The sequence below is a fragment of the Proteus vulgaris genome, from assembly GCF_011045815.1.
Lineage (GTDB): Bacteria > Pseudomonadota > Gammaproteobacteria > Enterobacterales > Enterobacteriaceae > Proteus > Proteus vulgaris_B.
Genome location: NZ_CP047344.1, coordinates 498,722 through 524,882, shown reverse-complemented (window position 1 = coordinate 524,882; position 26,161 = coordinate 498,722). Strand labels below are relative to the sequence as shown.

Sequence of the window (26,161 nt, the reverse complement as noted above, 5' to 3'; positions counted from 1 at the left end):
ATTATTCTTTGTCCTTAACTTTTTTGATTAAGTGGGTCAGTTTCGGGCGAAAGCGGTTATGTTTCACGACCCGGATCTGTTCACGCATACCGTGTAAACTCTCGACACCAACATTGAGTGTTAGCGCACTGACAGCATCAGGGTTCTTTTTCAAGACTTTACCCCAACCATCAATCGCCATGGTATGACCCCAAGTCCGGCGCGTATCATGTGTACCCACTTGTGCAGGCGCTAAGATAATACACTGATTCTCAATCGCGCGAGCACGTAATAAAGGCTCCCAGTGTGCTTTCCCCGTTAAACGAGTAAAGGCCGCTGGTACAGAAATAATCTCTGCACCTTTCTCTCTTAATGCTTGGAAAATACCTGGGAAACGGAGGTCATAACAGATAGTTAAACCTAATTTTCCGACAGGGGTATCAACTACGGTTAGGCGTTCACCACGCTGATAAATAGAAGATTCATTATATTCGCCCTGTTCATCGTCAATACTCACATCAAACATATGAATTTTATCATAACGAGCACGAATAACGCCTTCATCATCAAAGACCAAACTACTGCTGGTAATTTGATCTGAAGAGTCTCGACTAATCAAAGGCATAGAACCCACTAAGATCCACACTTTGTAACGCTGAGCCATTTTAGCGATTGCATTTTGCAATGGCCCATCACCCTGAATTTCAGCGTGTTTATGATAATCTTTAGAGTTCGAAAAAAGTAACGCATTTTCAGGTGTTAATACCAGCTTCACTGAATCGGGTAATTGCTTAATCTGTTGCTCGATTTGCGCCAGATTATTTTTTGTATTTTTTCCGCTACAAAGTTGCAAAAGTGCGACATTAACTTTTTTCATAACGCCTGATTCTCCTTAAGCTGACGCAGTACTTCGTCAATTTTGGGTTGTTCCATAGTTCCGGTCACATGATAACGGATAACTGAAATCTTACTCCAAAGTGGTCCCAGAACTTTTGATGCCGCAAAAACTGCGGCGCCTGCAATAGGGTTTATTGCGAAAGCCGTAGCAACACCGACTGTAGCTGAAATCTCAGGGGTAACTACAACTTGTAGATCCATTTTACGTTCAAGTAAATCCACTTTCCCACTTATCGCAATATCAGCAATAACACCATCAACACGAACACTTTCTGCATTCATAATACCTTGATTAATCGTAATTTCACTTTTAATCGAATCATATTCAAAATGCTCACTGAAAGTATCTCTAAAATCAAACTGCAATTTACGTAAAAGCGCGTCAAAACTTACTAGTCGTAGTAATTTACCCGCTTGTCCTACATCGACTTTCTCTATGCGTCCTTTGCCTAAAACAGATTTAATATCACCATTTAAGCTCGCAATATTAAAATTCCACGGTGTATCATGCCATTGTAATGAAAAATCAGCAGAAAGAGGAGATTGCACAACAGGCACGATATACCCAAAGTAAGCGGCCAATTCATCAATTTCATCCGCTTTTAGCTTACCGATTAATTTTGTCGTGTTCTTTCCGTCCAGACCTTCTGACCATACTCCATTAACCTGAAGCTCGCCGCTGCTATTTTCTAATTTACCGCCAGTTAAAAATAAAGCACCTTCATTTTGTTTTAACGAACCTTCAATTTTCCCTAAAAGTAGACCATTAACCCAACACTCTCGACATTCAAAATCAATAGAAGGAATATTTTTCACTGAAAACTTCAATGCATTAGGATCAGGAGTATTTGCCATTTTTAATGGTTTTTCTTCTTGAGAAGTGGAAGCACCATTAAAATAGAGATAATTAATATTTACTTGCCAAGGTGCCGATGTTTCAGGAATAAATACATCGCCTCGTAATTCACTTCCCGAAAATGCTAATTTTACACCATCACTAACTCGCATAATTTCAGTTTGTGGGTTATTCCATTTTTGCCCAGCAAAATTTAAATCGGGTAAACTGATATGCACATTATCAGGGAAACTCACTGCATTTTCAGAAGGTGTTAATGATGAAAACGCGATTAATGTCGGTAACCACTTATCTCCTTCTAGTTCCTTAAGAGCAATGGTTAAACGCTGTTGTGAGCTTAACTCAGGTAATTTGAGAGTAGAAGAAACAAGGTTGCCTTGTAATAAACGAAGTTGTTTGCCTAATCCCCATTGGCTATTAAGTTTCCACTGTTTTTCAGCGTTAGCATTCACCGTCAAGGTTTCACTATTACCATTTGCTGAAATCACAATAGGGGAAGAGTTTTTTAAGTCTTGAGTTTCAGGTACTGTTAATTTGCTTTTTAATGTATTGATATTCCCTGTTAAATCAACTTGATAATCGACATCACCTTTTTCGGGGATCTTAACATTAACGTTGCCACTCCATGGGAATACACCACTAAATTTCTGCTGAATATCGCTAGGTAATCCCTGAATTTTTTGAATATCCCATTGGCCTTTTAAGCCTACATCTACTTGATAATTATCTGTAGTATTATGGCTTGTAAATGAAAACGCGAGTGGCTGGCCGAACCAATTAGCCGTTAATGTATCACTCTCAAGTTTGTCATTGTGATAACGAAATTGTCCACTAACGTCTTTTAAGGTGGTATCCATAAAATTCAATGTGACATCATTATTTTTTAAATTAATATCACCCGAAGCAACCACATCTTCACCACCAAAAGGAATATCTAATTTCAATGTACCATTGATTTTCCCTGCGACTTTAAGCTCTTCAAGTGTATGACCAATACTCGCCATTTGAGAATCTAAGAAATACTCTTTCAGCTCGTCGCCTGTGGCTTGAATATCCGCATTAATTAAGATCTTCTCTTGTCGATAGCTCTCAATCACCGCACTTAAATTTGTGGCAGTGGCTTTACCCACTTTCGCTTGTGCAGAAGACATCCATAGCCCATCATTTTTAAAATCTAAATTAATATCTAGATCGAATAATGCAGGCCATTCGCTATCAAATTTAAAGGTGGCGTGTTTGACAGGGGCATAAACTTGGAACCACCCTTTGTGATTATCAAAAGGAAAATCGGCGGGATCGCCATGGAAAATAAAGGTACCATTATCGATATTACCCGCAATAATCGCCTCTGAGAGGTATTGTGTCAGCTCTTTACCAACATACTTTTCTGGCAAATAGCGCCATGTATCGCCAGCATTGGTCACTCTTACGCCTGATAAAATAGAAAGTCGCTGATCTTCACCTTGCTTTTCATAACGAAAATCTCCCGCGACCCATGCTGATGTTGCTTGAATATCGAGTCCTTGGCTCCAAAGTGACAAATTATCCCCAGAATGTTGCCAATAAAGTGTTCCTTTTCCTTTTTCGATATTTAGTGGTGCTTTAAATAATTCGCCAGTATCTATTTCACTGTCCGCTAGAGTGAAATTAAGCTCACCGCGTTGCATACTGCCTTTTAATTGCCCACTGAAATGTTGTACGGAAGGGATATCTTGCCAACGCTTCCAACCCACATTTTCCCAAGAGAGATTAATCGCGCTTTGCTCGAAATGCTCAGGTGTGAGATCTAATGCAAAATCATTAACTACCCCAGAGAATTGGCGATACTGCCATTGACGAACAAAATCAGGTGTTAAAAACGAAAATAATGGCAACAATGCATATAGCCTATCTAACTCAATATTTTTGGCACGAATACGCCATGCTTCATCATGTTGTTTTTCTTTTGGTTGATAAAGAACCGCTAAATAACCATCAGGCCACTCTTCACCATCCATGGTAATCTTTCGAGTATAAGGAATATCAGCAAGCCAACCATTTTCTTGCCTTCTCATGCGTAAAATTAAGTCTTCAACATTTAATACATGTGAAGTGCCTTCACTACGCCAATCCATTTCACCTTGATGAATTTGTAATTGGCTTCCCGTAATACGGCCTTTAGTGATTTCAATCCAATTTGATAAGCTTGCTTTAGCTTCACCTAAACCACTATTATTTTTTACCCACTGGCTAAGCCAAGGCGAAATATCAATATCATCGGCAGTAAGAAATACCTTACCATTATCAATTAAACCTTCATTCGTGGTATAGAGGTCGAGGCGAACTTTTAAACCACCATAGTGATTAATCGGTGTATCAAGGGTGACTTCACCTTGAGCTCGGTGGCGTTGTTTTTGATTTAGCCACATCAACTCAGGAACATATAATGTACTGGTATCACCTGAAGGCGTTAGAAAAATAAAACGGCTTTTGACTAGCTTAAAGCGATCGAACTGTTCAAGAAAAAGCGAAGAAATATCATCAGGTGCAGTTAGCGTAATATCGCCACTTTGCCCAGTAAAAATAGGGCGTTGGTAATTGACATCTAATTGATCAAAGGTCAGTTCACGAAAATGAGGACGAAAAGTCAATAATGAACGCCACACATCAAAAGAAAAAGTCACTTTTTCTGCGCTAACGTTGACATCTTTATTCTTAATATTAAGCCCTTTAATATGAATATCTGGGCCAAAATTCTGCCATTCCCCATTAATTTTCGTTATTGAAACAGGGCTATTAAGTTTTTTTGTTAAATACGTTTCTATTTCAGGGCGATAATTATCTAAACGAGGCAGAAAATAACGAAATCCGCTTAACACCAAGGCAAAAACGATGAGGCAAAAAACTGTTATAACTAACAGGTATTTAGGCAGCCGCTTCATTTTTGTCTCCTTTCTGCCATCATATTCATTAGGAAGGCGACTCCATTACATCATCACCACATCAAATTGCTCCTGACTATAAAGTAGCTCAGTTTGCACTTTTACTTGCTTACCCACGAAAATTTCAACCTCTGCTAATGCATGAGATTCATCACCTTTTAACGCATCAGCAACCGCCGTAGAGGCATAAACTAAGAAGCGATCTGCATCAATCGTTTTATGTACACGCACTATCTCACGTAAAATTTCATAGCAGACTGTTTCAACTGATTTTACCGTACCTCGCCCTTGGCAAGTTGGGCAGTCATCACAAAGCACATGCTCAAGACTTTCTCGTGTTCTTTTACGTGTCATTTCCACTAAGCCGAGTTGAGAAAAACCATTAATGGTCGTTTTCACTCTATCTTTACTTAAAGCTTGTTCAAGTGATGCCAATACTCTACGTTTATGTTCATCATTATTCATATCAATAAAATCAATAATAATGATACCGCCTAAGTTACGTAACCGTAATTGACGAGCAATGGCTTGGCTTGCCTCAATATTAGTATTAAAAATGGTTTCTTCTAAATTTCGATGACCAACAAAAGCCCCTGTATTAATATCAATCGTCGTCATTGCTTCAGTTTGATCGATAATGAGGTAACCACCTGACTTTAATTCAACTTTACGCTCTAAAGCTCGTTGAATTTCATTTTCAACACCATAGAGATCGAAAATAGGTTGATTTCCTTGGTGCAATTCAAGTTTAGCGGTTAATTCAGGAATGTATTCACCAATAAATTCCTGTAGTTGATTATAAGTTAATTTAGAATCAACACGTATGCTATCTAATTCAGAGCCTGCAAAGTCACGTAAAATGCGCTGTGCTAAAGCTAATTCGCCATAAATTTGAATGCGGGTTTTATTTCTTTTCTTACGCTCAATAATTTTATTCCACAAGCGTTTAAGAAAAGCGGCATCTTGCTTAATTTCATGCTCGCCAACACCTTCGGCGGCGGTACGAATAATAAAGCCGCCATTTTCATCGCAATACTCTTCAACGAGTTGCTTTAAACGCTCGCGCTCTTCTTCACTATCAATTCGCTGAGAAACACCCACATGAGACGCACCAGGCATAAACACTAAATAACGGGAAGGCAATGTAATATCCGTAGTCAGGCGGGCGCCTTTTGTTCCTAAAGGATCTTTAACCACTTGTACAATTAAATCTTGGCCTTGGTGGACTAATTGCGCAATATCACGAACATTAAACTTTTTCTGCTCTTCACCTGCAATACATTCAGTGTGAGGCATAATATCAGAAGCATGTAGAAAAGCGGCTTTATCTAGCCCGATGTCAATAAATGCAGCTTGCATCCCAGGTAATACACGGCTTACCCGACCTTTGTAGATGTTTCCGACGATACCTCGTTTCGCTTCTCTTTCGACATGAATTTCTTGAAGTATGCCTCCACGAATATAAGCAACTCGAGTTTCAGATGGCGTCACATTCACTAATAACTCTGCTGTCATGAAATCTCCTTCTCATTGGCTAGAGACGAAAATTGAGCTATCAATGCTTCGGTTTCAACAAGAGGTAATCCGACAACAGCATGATAACTCCCCTCAATCCGTTGAACAAAACGGCCTCCTTTTCCTTGAATACCATAAGCGCCAGCTTTATCCATTGGCTCTCCTGACTCAATATACGCGCTAATCTCACTCTCTGTCATCTCTCGAAAAGTGACTTGTGTGACAACTAATTGACTCAATGTACGAGTTTTATTAGAGATAGCAATTGCCGTCATTACTTGATGAGTTGCACCTGAGAGTGAACGTAGAATTTGTGCTGCATGAGCTTTATCACGCGGTTTTTCAAGAATATGACCATCATGAACCACAATGGTATCAGAACCTAAAACAGGATAATCATAGGGTGCTTGTCGCACACCTTCTTGTGACTTTTCTTTTGCTAAACGAAGGACATAATCTTCTGGTATTTCACCTTGTTGCCAAATTTCATCAATAGCCGGAGTGATAATACTAAACTCAACATCTAATAACGCGAGAAGTTCACGTCTTCTTGGTGAGCTGGATGCAAGATAAAGCGTGGTCACAGATAATGTCCTCATGACGGTAACGCAAAAGAGACCGCCATGAGCCAATTAACTTAGTGAACTGAAAACTGGTGACGGACTTTGCGAAGTAAAAAATAAAGCCATGGCCAAAGAATACCACTGACTGGGCTATTCCAGAATACTTGGGGGTGAAAAGTCACTGGTGAAAGTAAAAATTCTGCCCAGAATACAGTAAGATCGACAACAACCACACTAAACATTATCACTAAGGCTTGTTGCCATAACGCTAAATTACAAAAAAGCTGGTATTTAAAAGCAATAACATAACTCACTAACGTATAAGCAAGAGCATTCACACCTAAGGTTGTTCCTTGGACTAAGTCCATAATCATACCCAATACAAATGCAGTTCCTACACTGACACGATGAGGGATCGCAGTTATCCAATAAATCAGAAACAACATTGGCCAAATAGGTCGGTACACTTCCAACTGTTCTGGCCACGGCATAATCTGCAAAACAAGTGCAATAAGAAAAGAGAGCCAAACAATCCAACGCCCACGACTTTGATAAGGATTCATCGAGGTTACCTACTTCTTGTTGTGCTAGGTGTAGCAGGTATTGTGTCTGGTGGAGTTGTTCCATTATCTGCCTCTGGCGTATTGTCTAATGGCTCTTGAGACATAGAACGAGGAAGTGGAGGCCCTGCTTGCTCATAATTAGGTAAAACTTGTGGCATCAATTGCATTAGACGCTCATTCGCGGCGTGATACACCTCTGAAGGTAACGGCGGCTCCCCTGTTTTATCTGATGCATTCCATAATAAAAGTAAATAACGTAAACGCTGTAATTCAGCAGAAGGACGAACATTAATCACCGAATAAGCTCGTTGATTATCAACCTTAACTGAAGCAACTACACCAACTGGGTAACCCTCAGGAAAACGCCCGCCGAGTCCTGACGTCACTAAAACATCCCCCACACGAATATCAATATTAGCGGGTAAAGCTTCAAGCAATAAATCATCCGCACAACCTGCACCTGAGGCAATCACACGAATATCATTACGTAAAACTTGCACCGGTAACGCATGAGAAGTATCACAAATTAAGAGTACTCGGCTCGTAAGCTCACTTACGGCAATGACTTGACCTACAACACCTTTATCACTAATGACGGGCTGCCCTTCATAGACGCCATCATTAGTTCCTTTATCAATAACCACTTGATCTCGATAAGGCGTACTATTGCCAGACAGAACTTGTGTGACTGTCATTTGTTCATTTTGGCGAAGAGGTGAACCAAGTAATTCTCGTAAACGGGCATTCTCTTGCTTAAATTGCTCTAATAGTTGGCTTTCGCCACTGCGAACTAACAACTCTTTTCTTAAAGCTTGGTTTTCAAATTGTAAACGCTCACGCGTTGCAAACGTTTCAGAAATTTGATCGAGGAAACGACGTGGACCATTTGCAAGAAAATAGAAGGGACTAACAGCAGTATCAAGATACTGGCGGACTTTAGAAAATGCGCCAATACGGTTATCAGCAATCAATAAAGAGATAGCGACGACCACGGCGATTATTAATCTTAGTTGCAGGGAAGGGCCCCGACTAAAAATTGGCTTCATAAACTCTAAGATCACTCACACGGAGAAATTAAAAAAACAGGTGTTAGCATTCTCACCAAGGGGGAATCCATTCTCCCTTGTTAGAATTAATCTCAATCTTCGCTAAACAGATCGCCACCGTGCATATCGATCATTTCTAATGCTTTGCCACCACCACGCGCAACACAGGTCAGTGGATCTTCAGCAACAATTACAGGAATACCCGTTTCTTCCATCAATAAACGATCAAGGTTACGTAATAACGCACCACCGCCAGTTAACACCATACCACGCTCTGAAATATCAGACGCCAATTCTGGTGGGCATTGCTCTAACGCAACCATAACGGCACTAACGATACCAGTTAATGGTTCCTGTAATGCTTCAAGGATTTCATTAGAGTTTAATGTAAAGCTACGAGGTACACCTTCTGCAAGGTTACGACCACGAACTTCGATTTCATTGACTTCATCAGAAGGATAAGCTGATCCGATATCGTGTTTAATACGTTCTGCGGTTGCTTCACCAATTAATGAGCCGTAGTTACGACGTACATAATTAATGATAGCCTCATCAAAACGGTCACCACCGATACGGACAGAAGATGAATAAACCACACCATTTAATGAAATAACGGCGACTTCGGTAGTACCACCACCAATATCCACTACCATTGAGCCAGTTGCTTCAGAAACAGGTAAGCCGGCACCGATTGCCGCAGACATTGGTTCTTCAATTAAGAAGACTTCACGTGCACCTGCACTTAATGCTGATTCACGAATAGCTCTGCGTTCTACTTGAGTTGCACCAACAGGCACACACACCAACACACGAGGACTTGGACGCATAAAGCTATTGTTATGAACCTGTTTTATGAAGTGCTGAAGCATTTTTTCGGTTACATAAAAATCAGCAATCACACCGTCTTTCATTGGACGGATAGCAGCGATATTCCCAGGTGTACGCCCTAACATCTGCTTGGCTTCATGCCCTACAGCTGCAACACTTTTTGATGTGCCAGCGCGATCTTGACGAATAGCGACAACGGAGGGTTCATCGAGAACAATACCCTGTCCTTTGACATAAATGAGGGTATTGGCGGTACCCAAGTCAATAGACAAATCGTTGGAAAACATGCCACGAAATTTTTTAAACATACGAAAGGATAATCCTGCAAGCCGGGACGGAAAAATCCGTCTACTCTATCAACCACAATAAGTAGCGACAAGGCGCGATTCACTACTTAGATTAAAGTGGACACGTAAATAATCATAAAGGCACAATATTCTACGTTACTTTTCCCAATTGGAGCAGAAAAAAACTGCATAAAAATGGGCTAATTAGAACGATTAACGCATAATTTCAATCCTACGCTGTTCATATTTAACTTATGTAACAATACAAACAACGCTTCTATCAATAAAGAAAAATCTGACTTCGTTGCCAAACTGTGACTCAAAAGCATCACTGCAAGTTCAAATAAAATTTATTCATTTGAATAAGCACAATTACTCTATTGATATTAAATAGTGTTTCACCGACAAAACTTGACTGAAAAAATAATAAAAGTATCCACCTCGAATACTTCATAAACAATGCATTATCTTTATTTCGAACCACTAAGAGAAATGCTTATTTTTATCTCATCATCAAACATTAACGGTGTTATCTAATAACCAAAATATAAAACTCAGAATAATCTCTGTACCAATAAACATAGAACCCCCGTTTATACACTAAAAAAGGATTATTTGTCTCATTATTACAATAGATATTGTGCACAATCACGACGAGATCTAAAAAATCACTTATCATGAAACAAATAGAAATCGATAAGGGGTCAAGATGAAAGCATTATTAGTTGAACAGCACGACGATAAACTCAATGCCAATGTGCAAGATATCGATGAAAAAATATTGCCTATTCATGAAGTTATTGTCGACATTCATTACTCTACACTGAATTATAAAGATGGGTTAGCGATCACTGGAAAAGGAAAAATACTACGCCAACTTCCAATGGTTCCAGGAATCGATTTTTCAGGTGTCGTTCATCACAGTGAAGATCCTCGTTTTCATATTGGCCAACATGTTTTATTAACAGGTTGGGGCGTAGGAGAAAATCATTGGGGTGGCCTTGCTCAAAAAGCAGGTGTAAAAGGTGATTGGCTCACTGCCGTACCTGAAGGGCTATCTTTAAAAAATGCCATGATAATTGGCACAGCAGGCTTTACTGCTATGCTTTGTGTTATGGCATTAGAACAAGGCGGTGTAACGCCACAAAGTGGTGATATTTTAGTTACAGGCGCCAGTGGAGGCGTAGGAAGTACAGCCATTAGTCTATTAACCGCTCTTGGCTATCAAGTTACTGCATTAAGTGGCAGAGCCAGCAATCATGACTATTTACGTAAACTTGGTGCCAAAAATATTATCACTCGCGAAGAGTTTGAACCTGCGAGCAGAGCTTTAGATAAACAACGCTGGGCGGGTGCAATTGATACCGTAGGTGGACAAATTCTTGCTAATATTTTGTCGCAAACAAACTATAACGGAACAGTCGCAGCTTGTGGGTTGGCGGGTAGTTTTTCTTTACCAACGACCGTAATGCCTTTTATTTTACGAAATGTTCGCTTACAAGGTGTCGATTCTGTTTATTTTCCAGCGGAAAAACGCGCCCAAGTTTGGCAACGTTTACTAAAATTACTGCCAGAAACATTCTATCAACAAGCAATGACAGAAATTACGCTTGATGAAGTTCCACGTTATGCTCAAATGATTATGGATAACCAAGTGACTGGTAGAACGTTAGTAAAACTCTAATTTGTAGGTTTTACCTGCTTATTTCTGGCATTAATTCACTTCTTTTAGTGCCAGAATAAGCGTCTTTTTATATAAACCGGTGAAATAATTGTGACATAGATCACACTTTAAACATATATTAACGATTCATCTCAAAGAAGTTCAGATTTCCAGTGACATCAATAAATAACGTGATGTTATGATTATTTTTTCATCACCTGTTTATTTTGCTTTCTTACGTTTACAACCTTGTAAAAACATTTAACTTTTCATCAAAATAACCCCTTCCTTCCCTGATTAGACCAGTATTTTGCTGTTATCTTCTGTGAAATGTCTATAATGTCGGACTTTGTGATATGTATCGTAACATTGAATACAATAAAAGATGACAAAACGAAAAGCACAGGTTATTTTGTCATTTCGTTGACGAATTGACGGAGATAGAAGCATAATGTCGGAAAATTTTCATATTTTGCTCCTGAATGGTCCGAATCTAAACCTGCTTGGAACAAGAGAGCCGGAAACCTACGGACACTTAACTCTGGATGATATCGTTCAAAGTTTGTCAGCAGATGCTCAGGCATTAAATGTGAAACTTAGCCATTTTCAGTCTAATGCTGAATTTGAGCTGATAAATAAAATTCATGCGGCGCGGGGAAATACCGATTACATATTAATCAACCCTGCGGCTTTCACGCATACTAGTGTTGCACTGCGTGATGCATTATTAGGGGTGAATATTCCATTTATTGAAATTCACCTATCCAATGTCTACAGTCGGGAGCCTTTCCGTCACCACTCATATCTCTCTGATATCGCAACAGGCGTAATCTGTGGATTAGGTGCAGAAGGTTATCGATTTGCTTTACAGGCAGCGGTCAGCCGTTTGTCTTAATAAAAAACATCAAAAAAGAGTACGGAATCAACTCATGGATATTCGTAAAATTAAAAAACTGATCGAGCTAGTCGAAGAGTCTGGCATTTCTGAACTAGAAATTTCTGAAGGTGAAGAGTCAGTACGTATCAGTCGTAATACTGGTCTTCAAGGTCAAATGGCTCCTCAGCAATATTTTGCGGCACCAGCGGCTCCTCAACCTGCGTTAGCAAATGCTGTTGCGCCAGTAGCACCAGAAACTCCAGCAGCAACTCCAACACAAGAAATCAGTGGTCACGTTGTTCGTTCACCAATGGTCGGAACGTTCTATCGCTCACCAAGCCCTGAAGCTAAGAAATTTGTTGAAGTCGGTCAGCAAGTCAATGTCGGCGATACTCTGTGCATCGTTGAAGCAATGAAAATGATGAATCAGATTGAATCTGATAAAGCGGGTGTTGTTAAAACTATCCTTTGCCAAGACGGCGACAATGTTGAGTTTGACGCTCCACTCTTTGTTATCGAATAACGAGGCAGGTCCATGCTAGAAAAAATCCTCATTGCCAACCGTGGTGAGATAGCACTGCGTATCTTAAGAGCATGTAAAGAGCTTGGGATCAAAGCAGTTGCCGTTCACTCCACAGCAGACCGTGATTTAAAACACGTTCTGCTGGCAGACGAGACTATCTGTATTGGTCCCGCTGCTTCAGCAAAAAGTTACCTAAATATCCCTGCAATCATTGCAGCGGCTGAGATCAGTGGCGCACAAGCCATTCATCCAGGATACGGTTTCCTATCTGAAAATGCTGATTTTGCAGAGCAAGTTGAACGCTCTGGCTTTATTTTTATCGGCCCAAAAGCTGAAACCATCCGCCTAATGGGTGACAAAGTTTCAGCCATTGAAGCGATGAAAAAAGCAGGTGTTCCGTGTGTACCAGGATCAGACGGTCCTTTAGGTAACGACACTGCAAAAAATATTGAAATTGCTAAACGTATTGGCTACCCAGTTATCATCAAAGCTTCTGGCGGCGGTGGTGGACGCGGTATGCGAGTTGTTCGTTCTGAAAAAGATCTGGAACAATCGATTACAATGACGCGTGCGGAAGCAAAAGCGGCATTTAGCAACGACATGGTATACATGGAAAAATACCTTGAAAACCCACGCCACATTGAAATTCAAGTCATGGCTGATGGTCAAGGTAATGCTATCTATTTGGCTGAACGTGATTGTTCAATGCAACGTCGTCACCAAAAAGTCGTTGAAGAAGCACCAGCACCGGGTATTACCCCTGAAATCCGTAAAAATATCGGCGAACGCTGTGCAAACGCATGTATTGAAATCGGCTATCGTGGTGCGGGTACTTTCGAATTCCTGTATGAGAATGGTGAATTCTACTTTATTGAGATGAACACCCGTATTCAGGTGGAACATCCAGTAACAGAAATGATCACTGGCATCGACTTAATTAAAGAGCAGTTACGCATTGCATCTGGCTTACCTTTATCAGTAACGCAAGATCAAGTTAATGTTCATGGTCATGCAATTGAATGCCGCATTAACGCAGAAGATCCAAAAACGTTCATGCCAAGCCCAGGTACTATTACTCGTTTCCACTCACCTGGTGGATTTGGTGTACGTTGGGAATCGCATATTTACGCAGGTTATACTGTTCCACCTCACTATGATTCAATGATTGGTAAATTGATCACTTACGGTGAAACACGCGAAATCGCGATCTCTCGCATGAAAAATGCATTGGCAGAACTTATCATTGACGGTATTAAAACCAATATTGAACTGCATCAGTTCATTATGAATGATGGGCAATTCCAAAAAGGTGGTACTAATATTCACTACCTTGAAAAACGTTTAGGTTTAGCTGAGAAATAATCTTTTTCACTTAACAAGAAAAGGCATAGTTTAATCACTGTGCCTTTTTTATTACTAATTTTCTGATAAGCATCTATTTAATAGGAAACCCTTTAAAAGGTTTTATTTCTCGAATGCTAAAACTGGTGTTCATTTCTTTGATATTACCAATTGCTCGTACTTTCATCATGGAAACGTTATGAAAATCTTCCATATCTTTAACGACCAATTGCAACATATAGTCATATCGCCCTGAAATATTATGGCAAGAAATCACATTATCAATCTTCATTATCTCTTGTTCAAAGTGCGCCATATTATCTTCAGAATGCAAATCTAACGTAATATTCATAAAGGCATAAAAATTAAACCCTAAGTGCTTAGGATCAATGATGGCGCGATAATTCTTGATCACTCCTTTTTCTAATGCCTTTAATCGTTTCCAACAAGCGGGCGGAGACAAAAACACACGTTTAGCTATTTCAGCATTATTCAGTCGTCCTTCCTCTTGTAACAGCTTCAGGATCCCCATATCCGTTTTGTCAAGATCCATTCTATTCACACCTCTGTGACATTAATCAAAATAACGTTTTTATCAAAGATAATTAATTCATAACTCAATTTTAGCGAATTTTATTAATAAATAAGTTCGTCTAGCTTCCAATATGGAGAAATAATTAATCACACTAATTGCTAAAATTATTCTCGAAGTATCGTTATTCAGCTAATACAAAATGATTAAAAATCATGTTCCAAAAATAAACTTAACAAAACAAATACTATAAATTTTACTTTCACATGGGATCACATGTATGACCTTATTAGAACAAAAAGTTGATAGGGCCTCTCTCTCAAAAGAAGAATGGAAAAAACTAACACGATTCGATAATACTGATATGGGATGGATTATTATCAGTATCGGCATGGCAATTGGCGCAGGTATTGTGTTCTTACCTGTGCAAGTTGGCTTAATTGGATTATGGGTGTTTTTACTCTCTTCTATTATTGGCTACCCTGCCATGTACCTCTTTCAACGCTTATTTATTAATACTCTTGCCGATTCTAAAGAGTGTAAAGACTACCCAAGTGTTATCGAAGGTTATCTTGGTAAAAACTGGGGAATGTTTTTAGGGTTACTTTACTTTTTAATGTTAGTGATTTGGATTTTTGCTTATCCAACAGCGCTGACTAATGATACCGCATCTTACCTACACACCTTTGGCGTAACTGAAGGATTACTGTCAGAAAACCCTTTTTATGGATTAATTCTTATCTCGTTTCTCGTCTTAATTGCATCACGAAGTGAAGAGTTATTATTTAAAATCTCAAGCTTTATGGTGTTATCTAAATTACTCGTTGTATTTGCGCTAGGTGTCATGATGATAAGCATGTGGGATCTATCGAAAAATATCGATGCCTTCCCGCCTTTTAGCTTATTAATTAAGAATGCCATTATTACGCTACCTTTTACACTGACTTCTATTCTCTTTATTCAATCTCTTAGTCCGATGGTTATCTCTTATCGAGCTAAAAACAAATCGATTGAAGTCGCTCGTTATAAAGCCTTAAGAGCCATGAATATTTCTTTCGGTACACTATTTTGTGTTGTCTTCTTCTATGCTGTTTCTTTTACCTTTGCTATCGGCCATGATGAAGCGGTTAAGGCCTATGAGCAGAATATTTCTGCCTTAGCCATCGCAGCGCAATTTATTGAAGGCGATGCAGCTAAATATGTCACACCTGTCGGCGTTGCACTCAATATTTTTGCTTTAATGACAGCATTCTTTGGCGTTTATCTAGGCTTTAAAGAAGCAGTACAAGGCTTAGTCATGAATGCTCTTACTCGTATTATTCCCGCAGAAAAAATTAATCAGAAAATCCTCACATTATGTATTGTAATTTTTACTGTAGTTATTGCATGGGGTGCAATTGTTCTTAATCTGCCAGTATTAATGTTCACTTCAATCTGTAGTCCTATTTTCGGGATTGTAGGTTGTCTTATTCCTGCTTATTTAGTTTACAAAGTACCTTCATTGCATCGTTATAAAGGTGGATCACTGTATTTGATTATCTTTACGGGCATTCTGCTTTGTATTTCCCCTTTCTTAAAATTTATTTAATTAGACGTATTAAAGGCTTACCATGAAATATAACTTTGATGAAATTATAGATAGAAAAGATACCGATGCTTTAAATTATGATGGTTGGCGCCAGTATATTTTTAAAGCAGATAAAGATGCACAGTTCGCCTTTGCTGATAATGAATTTATTAGAATGTGGGTTGCGGATATGGACTTTTCTACTCCGCCTGAAATTCTTGAAGCCATTAAAGCACGCCTAGATAAAAAAATATTAGGTTATACCAAAGTGTATGATGATGAGTATTACCAAATATTTAAAGATTGGTGTCAAAGACATTACGATTGGGAAATCGATCCGCGTGAAATTGTATTATCACCGGGTATTATTCCTGCATTAAACCGCTTAGTCCCTTTATTAATAAAAGAAGATGAAAGTATCCTTATTCAAACACCTTCTTATACACCATTTAAACAAGCGGGAGACTATAATTCTCGCCAAGTGATCTACTCTGATTTATTAGAAAAAGATGGTGAGTACTCTATTGATTTTGTAGATATGGAACGCAAAATTAAAGATAAATCACTTAATATTAAGCTCTTTATTTTATGTAACCCTCAAAATCCAACGGGTAAAGTGTGGACGGAAGAAGAGCTAATTAAGATGGGAAAACTCTGTGTTGAAAATGATATTTGGATGATATCAGATGAAATACATTGTGATTTATTGCGTAACGGTATGTCACACACACCTATTGCTAAACTTTTCCCTTATTATGAGAAAATTGTTACCTGTATGGCTCCAAGCAAGACATTTAATCTTGCAGGTAATCTAATGTCTCATATCTTTATTAAGAATGAAGAAATAAAAAAAGAGTGGCTTCGCCTTTATGATGACTTTATTTCACCATTAAGTTTAGTTGCAACAAAAGCTGCTTATTCTCAATGTGATGAATGGTTAAAAGCACTAAGAAACTATCTCGATGATAACTTTAAATTAGTACAAGAATTTGCTCAGACTCATTTCCCAAAAGCAAACTTTAAAATACCTGATTCAACCTATTTAGCATGGATTAATTTGACTAAATATTTACCTGAAGATGTCGATAACCAACAACTTTCACTCTATTTTGCCAATAAAACAGGTATTTTATTAGAAGGTGGAAATATGTTTGTAAGTAATGGTGATAACTATATTCGTATAAATCTTGCTTGCCCTCGTTCCATTATCGAAGAAGGCTTAGAAAGAATAAAAAATGCCCTTTAATTTTTAATTTTTAATTTTTAATTTTTAATTTTTAATTTTTAATTTTTAATTTTTAATTTTTAATTTTTGAGATGAGTAAAACAAAGAAGAGCACCACATTTGATCAATCTATTTCAGTGTCTGCTCTTCTTTTTTCCTATTTCAATTATCTTAAATACTCTATTTATGGTGATTATTTCAACACTTCATTTCTCAATTAATATAAAAACCCATCTCTATTTTTATTACCTCATTAAATAGAAACTTAATAACAATCCTTTTAAAACAGTAACATAGTTAATTTTTAATATTACCTCGTGAGTTTGTGATTAATTTTCACTGAATCAACACTCACTTTCCCGTACAATCCTCCCATTCATTTTTAACCCTATTAAGATTGGGAGAACAGATGGACAAACGTTTTGTTCAGGCCCACAAAGAAGCCCTTTGGGCCCTAATTTTAACTTTTATTTATTTGTTGGGTTGGTTAATTACCGCCTATTTACCTGATAACACACTAGGCATTACTGGTTTACCTGTTTGGTTTGAGCTTTCATGCTTATTCTTACCTGTTTTGTTTTTTTTGTTGTGCTATCTGATGGTGCGCTACTTTTTCAAAGATATGCCGTTAGGAGATGAGCATGACGATGCAAACTGAGGTCATAGTGCCACTGATTGGCTACCTTCTGTTGGTCTTTCTGCTGTCGGCTTATGCTTATCGTAAGCGCGAAAAAGGCGAGTTTCTTAACGAATATTTTCTGGGTAATCGTTCCATGGGTGGCTTCGTATTAGCGATGACAATCACTGCCACTTATGTTAGCGCAAGTTCCTTTATCGGTGGGCCAGGTGCTGCCTATAAATATGGTATTGGTTGGGTATTGCTTTCGATGATCCAACTGCCCGCAATTTGGCTATCCCTTGGGGTATTAGGAAAAAAATTTGCCATTTTAGCGCGTCGTTATAATGCCGTTACTTTAAACGACATGCTATATGCGCGTTACAAAAGTCGTTTTCTTGTTTGGTTTGCCAGTTTAAGTCTATTAGTCGCTTTTGTCGGTGCCATGACAGTGCAATTTATTGGTGGCGCACGTTTATTAGAAACCGCAGCCGGCATCCCTTATGAGTTTGGCTTGCTTATTTTTGGGGTCTCGATTGCGCTGTACACTGCAATTGGTGGATTTAGAGCTAGCGTATTAAACGATGCATTACAAGGTCTTGTAATGCTACTCGGTACCTTTATCCTACTGGTTGCTATTATCTATAAAGCGGGCGGTTTAGATATTGCGATACAAAAACTCAATGCTATCGATCCTGCATTAACCTCACCTCAAGGTGCGGATGGCATTCTAACGGGGCCTTTTATGGCTTCATTCTGGGTACTGGTCTGTTTTGGTGTAATAGGCTTGCCACATACTGCGGTACGTTGCATCTCTTACAAAGACAGCAAAGCCATGCATAAAGGGATCATTATTGGCACTATTGTGATGTCATTATTAATGTTTGGTATGCATTTTGCTGGTGCATTAGGCCGGGCGATCATTCCTGATCTGACTGTCCCCGATCAGGTTATCCCAACATTAATGGTTGAAGTCTTACCGCCTATTGCAGCAGGTATTTTCCTTGCGGCGCCGATGGCTGCCATTATGTCTACGATTAATGCGCAACTGTTACAATCTTCAGCAACGTTAGTCAAAGATCTCTATCTCAATATCGCCCCTCATGCTATTACTAATGAGAAACGTATATCCCGTTTATCAAGCCTTTCAACCTTGATTTTAGGTGTACTACTGCTGTTTGCTGCATGGAACCCACCATCAATGATTATTTGGCTTAATTTACTCGCTTTTGGTGGCCTGCAAGCTGTTTTCTTATGGCCTTTAGTTCTTGGCCTTTATTGGGAAAAAGCGAACCGTTATGGCGCTATTGCAGGTATGATCACAGGTGCCACACTCTATGCCACTCTTGCGACATTTAATATCCAAATAGCCGGATTCCATCCTATTGTTCCTTCACTGTTATTAAGCTTAGTGGCATTTCTTGTTGCTAATCGATTTGGGGAGCATACTCTGCCACAATCAGCATCATTACAGTGAATTCGTTTTTAAAGAGATTAATTATGCCTTGGATACAATTAAGACTTAATGCAACTGCTGCCAATGCCGAAGCTATTGGTGATGAGCTAGTTGAAAGCGGTGCCGTTTCAGTGACTTTCCAAGATAGTCACGATACCCCTATCTTTGAACCTTTACCGGGCGAAACTCGCCTGTGGGGTGATACTGACGTTATCGGTTTATATGATGCAGAAACTGACATGAAAATCATTGTGGCGATGTTAGAAAACACGCCACTACTAGGTCAAGGCTTCCTGCACAAAATTGAACAACTCGAAGATAAAGATTGGGAACGTGAATGGATGGATAACTTCCACCCAATGCGCTTTGGTGAGCGTTTATGGATTTGCCCAAGTTGGCGTGAAGTGCCTGATCCTAATGCCGTCAACGTCATGCTAGACCCAGGTCTTGCATTTGGTACAGGTACCCACCCTACTACCTCATTATGCCTTCAGTGGCTTGATGGTTTAGATTTAGAAGGTAAAACGGTTATCGACTTCGGTTGTGGTTCTGGGATTTTAGCAATTGCGGCTTTAAAATTAGGTGCAGCTAAAGCAATTGGTATTGATATCGACCCGCAAGCCATCCAAGCAAGCCGTGATAATGCACAACGTAATGGTGTATCTGACGCACTCACACTGTATCTTGCAAAAGACCAGCCTGATAACCTCAGTGCTGATGTTGTCGTGGCAAATATTTTAGCTGGCCCATTACGTGAACTTGCACCCGTTATTAGTACACTGCCTCGTCAGGGTGGGCATCTAGGTCTTTCCGGCGTATTAGCGACACAAGCAGAAGGTGTGGCAGCTGCCTATGAAGGATTATTTAACTTAGATCCCGTTGCTGAGAAAGAAGAGTGGTGTCGTATTACCGGTGTGAAAAAATAACACAGAACAAATATTAACCAAAATGAGATAATCTCATTACGTTAAAATTTCACTTAATTATTGTTTATCAGGCATTAATCACATTTTTGCCTGATAAACTCTACTTAGTTCCACTTGTTTATCAATTCTATACCATCAAATTTTAATTTTTTAAAAACACATAACATTATGTTTTTATTGATTAAATAATCAATTCATAAAAAATCAAGTGTAATAAAGTAACTTTTTTTCGCAATTTGGTTAAACTTTGTCCTTTCATATCTGGCAAAAAATGCGTAATATACGCGCCCTTGCAGTCACAGTTTGGCCCTCTTTTCATCTATGCGAATCGGACAGTATCAGTTAAAAAATTGCCTTATCGCGGCTCCCATGGCTGGCGTTACAGACCGACCTTTTCGGTCGCTTTGCTATGATATGGGTGCGGGTATGACAGTTTCTGAGATGCTCTCTTCCAATCCTCAGGTTTGGCAGACAGACAAGTCTCGGTTACGAATGGTACATAGTGATGAATTGGGGATCCGCTCCGTACAAATTGCAGGAAGTGATCCCGTTGATATGGCGGCTGCTGCGAAGATAAACGCAGATAGTGGTGCTCAAATTATCGACATTAACATGGGTTGCCCTGCAAAAAAGGTGAATAAAAAGCTAGCAGGTTCAGCACTACTTCGTCATCCCGACCTTGTCGCAGAGATCCTCTCTGCTGTGGTTAACGCGGTAGATGTACCTGTTACTCTCAAGATCCGTACTGGCTGGTCACCTGATGAACGTAACTGTGTAGAGATTGCCAAATTGGCTGAACGTTGTGGTATTCAGGCTCTCACTATTCATGGGCGTACACGCGAGTGTTTGTTCAAAGGGGAAGCCGAATACGACAGCATTCGGACAGTTAAGCAGAATGTTTCTATTCCCATTATTGCGAATGGAGACATAACAGACCCGCTAAAAGCCAGAGCAGTATTAGACTACACTGGAGCCGATGCTTTGATGATCGGTCGCGCTGCTCAGGGAAGACCCTGGATCTTTCGGGAAATCCAGCACTATCTGGACACAGGTGAACTGTTGCCCCCTCTACCGATTGTAGAGGTACAACAAATAATGCAAAAGCATGTGCGTGAGTTGCACGACTTTTACGGTCAAGGCAAAGGAACTCGCATTGCACGCAAGCATGTCTCTTGGTATCTCAAGGAACATGCCCCTGATGACCAGTTTCGGCGCTCCTTCAACGCCATAGAGGATGCCAGCGAACAGCTGGAGGCGTTGGAAGCATATTTCGAAAATTTTTTGCGTAAATAAATAAAAGAGCTGACAGAACTATGTTCGAACAACGCGTAAATTCAGACGTACTAACAGTTGCCACCGTAAATTCACAAGATCAGGTGACCCAAAAACCTTTACGTGACTCAGTTAAACAAGCACTGAAGAACTATTTTGCTCAATTAAATGGTCAAGATGTTAATGACTTATATGAGCTAGTATTGGCTGAAGTTGAACAGCCATTGTTGGACATGGTAATGCAGTACACCCGTGGCAACCAAACGCGTGCAGCGCAAATGATGGGCATTAACCGCGGCACACTGCGTAAGAAACTGAAAAAATACGGCATGAACTGATCCTAGTCAGTTAGGTCTATTTTTATAAAAAGCCTTTTCTGGTTTTCCAGAAAAGGCTTTTTTGTTGCTTCTTTATCGGACTTACTCTATAACATCCATGGTATAGGTTACCAAATTTGGTAACATTATTACATGTTACCAAATTTGGTAACCTTCATCGTCATGGCTACGTCCAATAACCGAATATAGCGCGTTTATATTGATTGCCATTCTCTCATAAAGCTATAGGTACAAATTAATGAATAACAACATCATTAGTGTGATCACCGGTGACATCATAGGCTCTAGAGATATTACACCTGAAGACTATGATGTTATGCTTTACACCTTAGAGCAAACCGTTCAACTGCTCTCAGAGCAACTTCCGCTTAAATATGACCGATATCGTGGCGACTCCTTCCAACTTGTTTGTTCAAAAGCTAATGATGCCATTAAAGTCGCCATTGTCATCCAGCTCGCACTCAAAACATCAAGTCTTGAAATCAGCGCTCGACAAAGCATTGGTGTTGGAAAAGTAGATTCATTACGCAATGATGTTAGGACGTCTATAGGTGAGGCTTTTATTTTATCAGGTGAAGGGCTGGATAAAATGAAAGGTGAAATATTGGCAATATCAACTTCTGATACCGACTTCCAACACAATATTACTTTAGTGACTAAGTATTTAGATTTACAACTCAAAGAAATTACTCGAGCACAAGCACAAGTTTTACTTAAATACATGGTCAATAAAGATAAATCTCACTACGCTATTGCCAATGAGTTAAATAAATCGAGAAGTAATATTACTCGATTACTAAATGCTAGCCACTATCAACTCATAGATGAATATATTCAATACTTTAATTATTTGATTAACAAGGTTTATTGATATGTATAACTTCACGCTTCTTATATCCCTCTATGTTGCACATATTATTTTTGATTTTTATTTGCAACCGAGAACATGGATAGAAGCGCGAAACGCTCTACATTACAAATCTAAAGCACTTTATTTGCACTCACTACTACAAGGTGGGATAAGTTTTATTATTCTTGTAGTAATGTCCGAGATAAGCCTTATTTCTATTTTAGCTTATAGCTTAGTAATATTAATTAGTCATTTTATTTTTGATCTTGCTAAATCCTATACGGATAACTCGTTAAAATGGTTTATCACTGATCAAGCTCTTCATTTATTCGTGATTACCTTTTTATGGATAGTGCTTGTTGATCAAAATACTCAAATATTCCATGATCTTAGTTTTAAAAATATTAACTACAAATATCTTATTGTTATTCTTGCCTACATCATTATTTTAAAGCCTATTTCGAGCCTTATTTATATGTTACTAAAGAAATGGACACCTGTTGCAGTAGAAGGCTCAACACTCGTTTCTGCGGGTCAATCTATTGGTTATTTAGAAAGAACACTAATCTTAACTTTTATTCTTTTAAATCAATTTGCAGCAATTGGCTTCTTATTAGCAGCTAAATCAATATTTAGATTTGGTGAATTACAAGACGATCAAGATAAAAAGCTAACAGAATATGTTATGTTAGGTACATTGATTAGCTTTAGCATTTCTATCTTTATTGGACTTGCTACTTCCTATTTTGTGACTCAACTCCCCATAGGGGGATAACTCATCAAACTTCTGGGCTAAATATCATTTTTTCTGATGGAAATCCCTCAGGGAATGATTGGCAACGTATTCGTTTTGATAAAACTCCCTCTAAAAACCCTGTCAGACTCTCTGCAATAAATTCTACCTCTGATCCTCTAGATGGAATAATTGCTATTGTCCAAAGCTCACTATTTTCTGATAAAACAACCCAAAAAAGCGTATCTCCATTATCCGTGACACCAATGGGTAAAAGCCCATTACATTTTGGATATAGAACAAAACGATAGTAATTAGGATCATCATTGATTAATGAGCTGAAATCTTCAAGGATCTGCTCTTTTTGCTGGAAAAAATTAATGTACTCATTTTGGCTAAAGGGATTAAATAACGTTATAAAATCAGCTACCTGACCTGATCCATATTGGGTGATAAACGCAATATAATCTTTGGGAAAGGCATATTTGTTATCAATTAATGGCCATCTCTCTTCTTTTCCATTTTCATGTATTGCAGAAGGAATAGGTAGTTGCTGATTTAATGCCGTTAACATCACTATCTCACTTATTTGAGTTCTATTACACCGTGTAATGTATGATATTTTAGAGTGAGCATCACTTTTATCATAATCATGCTGATAGTTATCACTCTATTACCCTAGTAAACAAACCTATATTTAAAAGAAAACAGACCATGACCACACCAGTACGTACCATTACATTTATTGATAGCGCTTATCCTAAGCCCCATAAAATTAAAGAATTTGTCTGGTCTGGGCGATTAGATAAAAATGGACAACTTTGGTTTGATCTTCATCTTAGAAGTGCCGATTACTATTTAAGTGAAGGGGAGGATTATCTGGATGATATCAACGAAGATGAATCAGATGACGAAGAAGAATATACCAGCCTAGCTCACTGGCAAGCTCCCATTGTTTGGGATAATTATCACTGTTGTACACTCTCCTCAACTTATTGGTCTGACGACCAAGGTATTTTGCTCAGCACAGGAAATACGCCGTTCGATTTTGATAACTTTATTACTCATCAATTTAATGTTGATATTGCCCCTCAAATCGATAGTGATACAGATGAATATGAAGAAAGAGCAGAAGTCCTTGCTTTCAGTATTTACTTATTAGGTCATGATGCATGTAAAAATCATCAAATTCACTTCCAGCGCCAACAAGATAATACTTATCACATTAATTGGTCTGGAAAAATCGCACTCTTTTATGCTGGGTTTGATGAATTTATTCATCAATTTAGTGCACAACTTGAAAACATCCCTTTTGATGGCTTTTATTTCCCTAAATCGTGGGATTTAGATAAAGCAGCACTGGAATTTAAAAAGGTACTTTCTCATTTTGAACATTATGAGTTTGTATTAATTAATCCCAAGAGTCAGATTAAACAGTGGAAATTAAAATATATCGCTTAAATAGCGTGATGATTAGTTAAAATACCTAATGATATTTATGTTGATATAAAACCCCTTATCTGTTTATATCAATATTGTCCATAAAGTAGATAATATTTATGTTTATCAGGGAATTACAATGACTGCCTTACCACGAAAAAAAACATGGCAGATTGTCCTCACTATTATTTTAGTTGGGATAAATTTACGCCCTTTCTTAACTGGCCCAGGCCCTGTTATTGACAATATTATTGCCTCAACAGGAATGAGTTATAGCCAAGTCTCATTACTCACGCTATTACCTATGCTGTTAATGGGAATAGGCGCATTAATCGTTCCTTTTTTACAGTCTTATATTTAAGTACGTAAAGGGCTGTTAGTGGCGATGTTGATGCTACTTATAGGCTCATTTTCTCGTGCTTATGTTTCTGATGGTCATCAACTATTACTGACAGCACTCTTTTGTGGTTTAAGTGTCGCCTATATTCAAGCAGTATTCCCCGGCATTATTAAAGGATGGTTTGGAAATAGAACACCTATCATGATGGGATTATATTCTGCCATGTTAATGGGAGGTGGCGCACTAGGTGCTCAACTTTCCCCTATTCTCACCGCTCCTAATGGTCATTGGCAAAGTGCTTTGGCATGGTTTGCGCTTCCTGCTGGCTTTGCATTTGTTGCTATTCTTTTCTCTATTAAAAATAGTGCCACCTCAGCCAACAAAATATCACTCAATACCTTGATCTGGCGACCTAGAACAGGGCTACTTATCTTAGGATTTGGTTGTGTTAATGCAGGATATGCTTCCGTGGTAACATGGCTAGCTCCTTTCTATCAATCGTTAGGAATGCCAAGCGCCCAAAGTGGCTCTCTAGTCGCTATCCTTTCCCTTTTTCAAGCATCAGCAGCATTGATCATTCCATTTTTGGCGGCTAAAAATCACGATCGGCGTTTTTGGCTGATGTTAACATTAATAAGCCAATTTATCGGATTTGGCGCAATAATGGCGATCCCCATGAGTGCACCTTATCTTTGGAGCATTTTCTTAGGCTGTGGCTTAGGAGGATGTTTTTCCATGATGATGATCGTCGCACTCGATCACATTCCTGACCCTGCGCAAGCTGGCGCACTATCAGCACTAATGCAAGGTGGTGGTTTTATTATTGCTGCATTTGGCCCATTGGTTGCTGTCCTATTGCGCCAACCTGATGGAAGCTTTACTTATGCATGGGCATTTCATGCCATTTTAGTGATTATTACGATAGGATTATTTTCACGATTAAACCCACGCCATTACGCAAAAGCCTATCCCGCCAATCACTCTATTTAATCATCTATAAAAAATAC

23 protein-coding genes and 1 pseudogene are annotated in these 26,161 nt (G+C 38.9%); 15 read left to right on the top strand and 9 right to left on the bottom strand.

Annotated features, from left to right (window positions below):
- Position 1: 1 nt before the first annotated feature.
- From nit1 to mreB, 7 genes are all read right to left on the bottom strand, one after another.
- The gene (gene nit1 / locus GTH24_RS02555; protein ID WP_072069783.1) at positions 2-856 is read right to left on the bottom strand and encodes a deaminated glutathione amidase; all 855 of its coding nucleotides are present in this window, start codon (positions 854-856) and stop codon (positions 2-4) included.
- Entirely contained in the window at positions 853-4,653 is a 3,801-nt protein-coding gene (gene yhdP, locus GTH24_RS02550; RefSeq protein ID WP_164525913.1) for an AsmA2 domain-containing protein YhdP, read from the bottom strand. The genes nit1 and yhdP overlap by 4 nt, the downstream gene beginning before the upstream one ends.
- A gap of 45 nt (positions 4,654-4,698) precedes the next feature.
- Entirely contained in the window at positions 4,699-6,168 is a 1,470-nt protein-coding gene (gene rng / locus GTH24_RS02545) for a ribonuclease G (RefSeq protein ID WP_072069784.1), read from the bottom strand.
- The gene (locus GTH24_RS02540) at positions 6,165-6,752 is read right to left on the bottom strand and encodes a Maf family protein (RefSeq protein ID WP_072069785.1); all 588 of its coding nucleotides are present in this window, start codon (positions 6,750-6,752) and stop codon (positions 6,165-6,167) included. The genes rng and GTH24_RS02540 overlap by 4 nt, the downstream gene beginning before the upstream one ends.
- Positions 6,753-6,805: 53 nt before the next feature.
- Positions 6,806-7,294 (bottom strand): rod shape-determining protein MreD, encoded by a 489-nt coding sequence (gene mreD / locus GTH24_RS02535; protein ID WP_115350541.1) that lies wholly within the window; start codon positions 7,292-7,294, stop codon positions 6,806-6,808.
- Positions 7,295-7,299: 5 nt separating this feature from the next.
- Entirely contained in the window at positions 7,300-8,340 is a 1,041-nt protein-coding gene (gene mreC, locus GTH24_RS02530; RefSeq protein ID WP_072069786.1) for a rod shape-determining protein MreC, read from the bottom strand.
- A 92-nt stretch (positions 8,341-8,432) separates the two neighbouring features.
- Positions 8,433-9,476, bottom strand: coding sequence for a rod shape-determining protein MreB (gene mreB, locus GTH24_RS02525; protein ID WP_023582893.1), 1,044 nt, complete (start codon positions 9,474-9,476; stop codon positions 8,433-8,435).
- A 688-nt stretch (positions 9,477-10,164) separates the two neighbouring features.
- Here mreB and GTH24_RS02520 point away from each other — a divergent pair.
- From GTH24_RS02520 to accC, 4 genes are all read left to right on the top strand, one after another.
- Complete coding sequence (locus GTH24_RS02520) at positions 10,165-11,139, top strand: MDR family oxidoreductase (protein ID WP_072069787.1); 975 nt, start codon at positions 10,165-10,167, stop codon at positions 11,137-11,139.
- A gap of 430 nt (positions 11,140-11,569) precedes the next feature.
- The gene (aroQ, locus tag GTH24_RS02515; protein WP_072069788.1) at positions 11,570-12,013 is read left to right on the top strand and encodes a type II 3-dehydroquinate dehydratase; all 444 of its coding nucleotides are present in this window, start codon (positions 11,570-11,572) and stop codon (positions 12,011-12,013) included.
- Positions 12,014-12,047: 34 nt separating this feature from the next.
- Positions 12,048-12,518, top strand: coding sequence for an acetyl-CoA carboxylase biotin carboxyl carrier protein (gene accB, locus GTH24_RS02510; RefSeq protein ID WP_072069789.1), 471 nt, complete (start codon positions 12,048-12,050; stop codon positions 12,516-12,518).
- A 12-nt stretch (positions 12,519-12,530) separates the two neighbouring features.
- Positions 12,531-13,880, top strand: a complete 1,350-nt coding sequence (gene accC, locus GTH24_RS02505; protein WP_072069790.1) for an acetyl-CoA carboxylase biotin carboxylase subunit — start codon at positions 12,531-12,533, stop codon at positions 13,878-13,880.
- A 73-nt stretch (positions 13,881-13,953) separates the two neighbouring features.
- On the opposite strand, the gene GTH24_RS02500 is transcribed toward accC, so the two are convergent.
- A complete protein-coding gene (locus tag GTH24_RS02500) occupies positions 13,954-14,412 on the bottom strand; it encodes an Lrp/AsnC family transcriptional regulator (RefSeq protein ID WP_072069791.1) in 459 nt (152 codons plus the stop codon).
- A gap of 343 nt (positions 14,413-14,755) precedes the next feature.
- On the opposite strand from GTH24_RS02500, the gene GTH24_RS02495 reads away from it, so the two are divergent.
- From GTH24_RS02495 to GTH24_RS02455, 9 genes are all read left to right on the top strand, one after another.
- On the top strand, positions 14,756-15,979 hold the full coding sequence (locus tag GTH24_RS02495; protein ID WP_371032673.1) for an aromatic amino acid transport family protein: 1,224 nt from the start codon (positions 14,756-14,758) through the stop codon (positions 15,977-15,979).
- Positions 15,980-16,001: 22 nt separating this feature from the next.
- Positions 16,002-17,204 (top strand): MalY/PatB family protein, encoded by a 1,203-nt coding sequence (locus tag GTH24_RS02490; protein ID WP_164525911.1) that lies wholly within the window; start codon positions 16,002-16,004, stop codon positions 17,202-17,204.
- Between the two features lie 388 nt (positions 17,205-17,592).
- The gene (locus GTH24_RS02485) at positions 17,593-17,841 is read left to right on the top strand and encodes a YhdT family protein (protein ID WP_115350545.1); all 249 of its coding nucleotides are present in this window, start codon (positions 17,593-17,595) and stop codon (positions 17,839-17,841) included.
- Positions 17,831-19,276 (top strand): sodium/pantothenate symporter, encoded by a 1,446-nt coding sequence (gene panF / locus GTH24_RS02480; protein ID WP_072069865.1) that lies wholly within the window; start codon positions 17,831-17,833, stop codon positions 19,274-19,276. The genes GTH24_RS02485 and panF overlap by 11 nt, the downstream gene beginning before the upstream one ends.
- 23 nt (positions 19,277-19,299) lie before the next feature.
- Positions 19,300-20,181: a 50S ribosomal protein L11 methyltransferase gene (gene prmA, locus GTH24_RS02475; protein WP_115350546.1), complete on the top strand. Its 882-nt coding sequence runs from the start codon at positions 19,300-19,302 to the stop codon at positions 20,179-20,181.
- A gap of 321 nt (positions 20,182-20,502) precedes the next feature.
- Complete coding sequence (gene dusB / locus GTH24_RS02470; RefSeq protein WP_036938696.1) at positions 20,503-21,474, top strand: tRNA dihydrouridine synthase DusB; 972 nt, start codon at positions 20,503-20,505, stop codon at positions 21,472-21,474.
- 20 nt (positions 21,475-21,494) lie between these two features.
- Positions 21,495-21,791: a DNA-binding transcriptional regulator Fis gene (gene fis, locus GTH24_RS02465; protein WP_004245342.1), complete on the top strand. Its 297-nt coding sequence runs from the start codon at positions 21,495-21,497 to the stop codon at positions 21,789-21,791.
- A gap of 238 nt (positions 21,792-22,029) precedes the next feature.
- Entirely contained in the window at positions 22,030-22,662 is a 633-nt protein-coding gene (locus tag GTH24_RS02460; protein WP_072069795.1) for a hypothetical protein, read from the top strand.
- A 1-nt stretch (position 22,663) separates the two neighbouring features.
- A complete protein-coding gene (locus GTH24_RS02455; RefSeq protein ID WP_164525910.1) occupies positions 22,664-23,416 on the top strand; it encodes a DUF3307 domain-containing protein in 753 nt (250 codons plus the stop codon).
- A 4-nt stretch (positions 23,417-23,420) separates the two neighbouring features.
- Here the strand turns inward: GTH24_RS02455 and GTH24_RS02450 are convergent, their stop codons facing one another.
- Complete coding sequence (locus GTH24_RS02450; RefSeq protein ID WP_231619334.1) at positions 23,421-23,948, bottom strand: SMI1/KNR4 family protein; 528 nt, start codon at positions 23,946-23,948, stop codon at positions 23,421-23,423.
- Positions 23,949-24,088: 140 nt separating this feature from the next.
- Here GTH24_RS02450 and GTH24_RS02445 point away from each other — a divergent pair, with 140 nt between their 5' ends.
- Together GTH24_RS02445 and GTH24_RS02440 are read left to right on the top strand one after the other, a co-directional pair.
- A complete protein-coding gene (locus GTH24_RS02445) occupies positions 24,089-24,835 on the top strand; it encodes a hypothetical protein (protein ID WP_072069798.1) in 747 nt (248 codons plus the stop codon).
- A 118-nt stretch (positions 24,836-24,953) separates the two neighbouring features.
- A pseudogene (locus GTH24_RS02440) lies at positions 24,954-26,144 on the top strand (cyanate transporter).
- Positions 26,145-26,161: the final 17 nt, after the last annotated feature.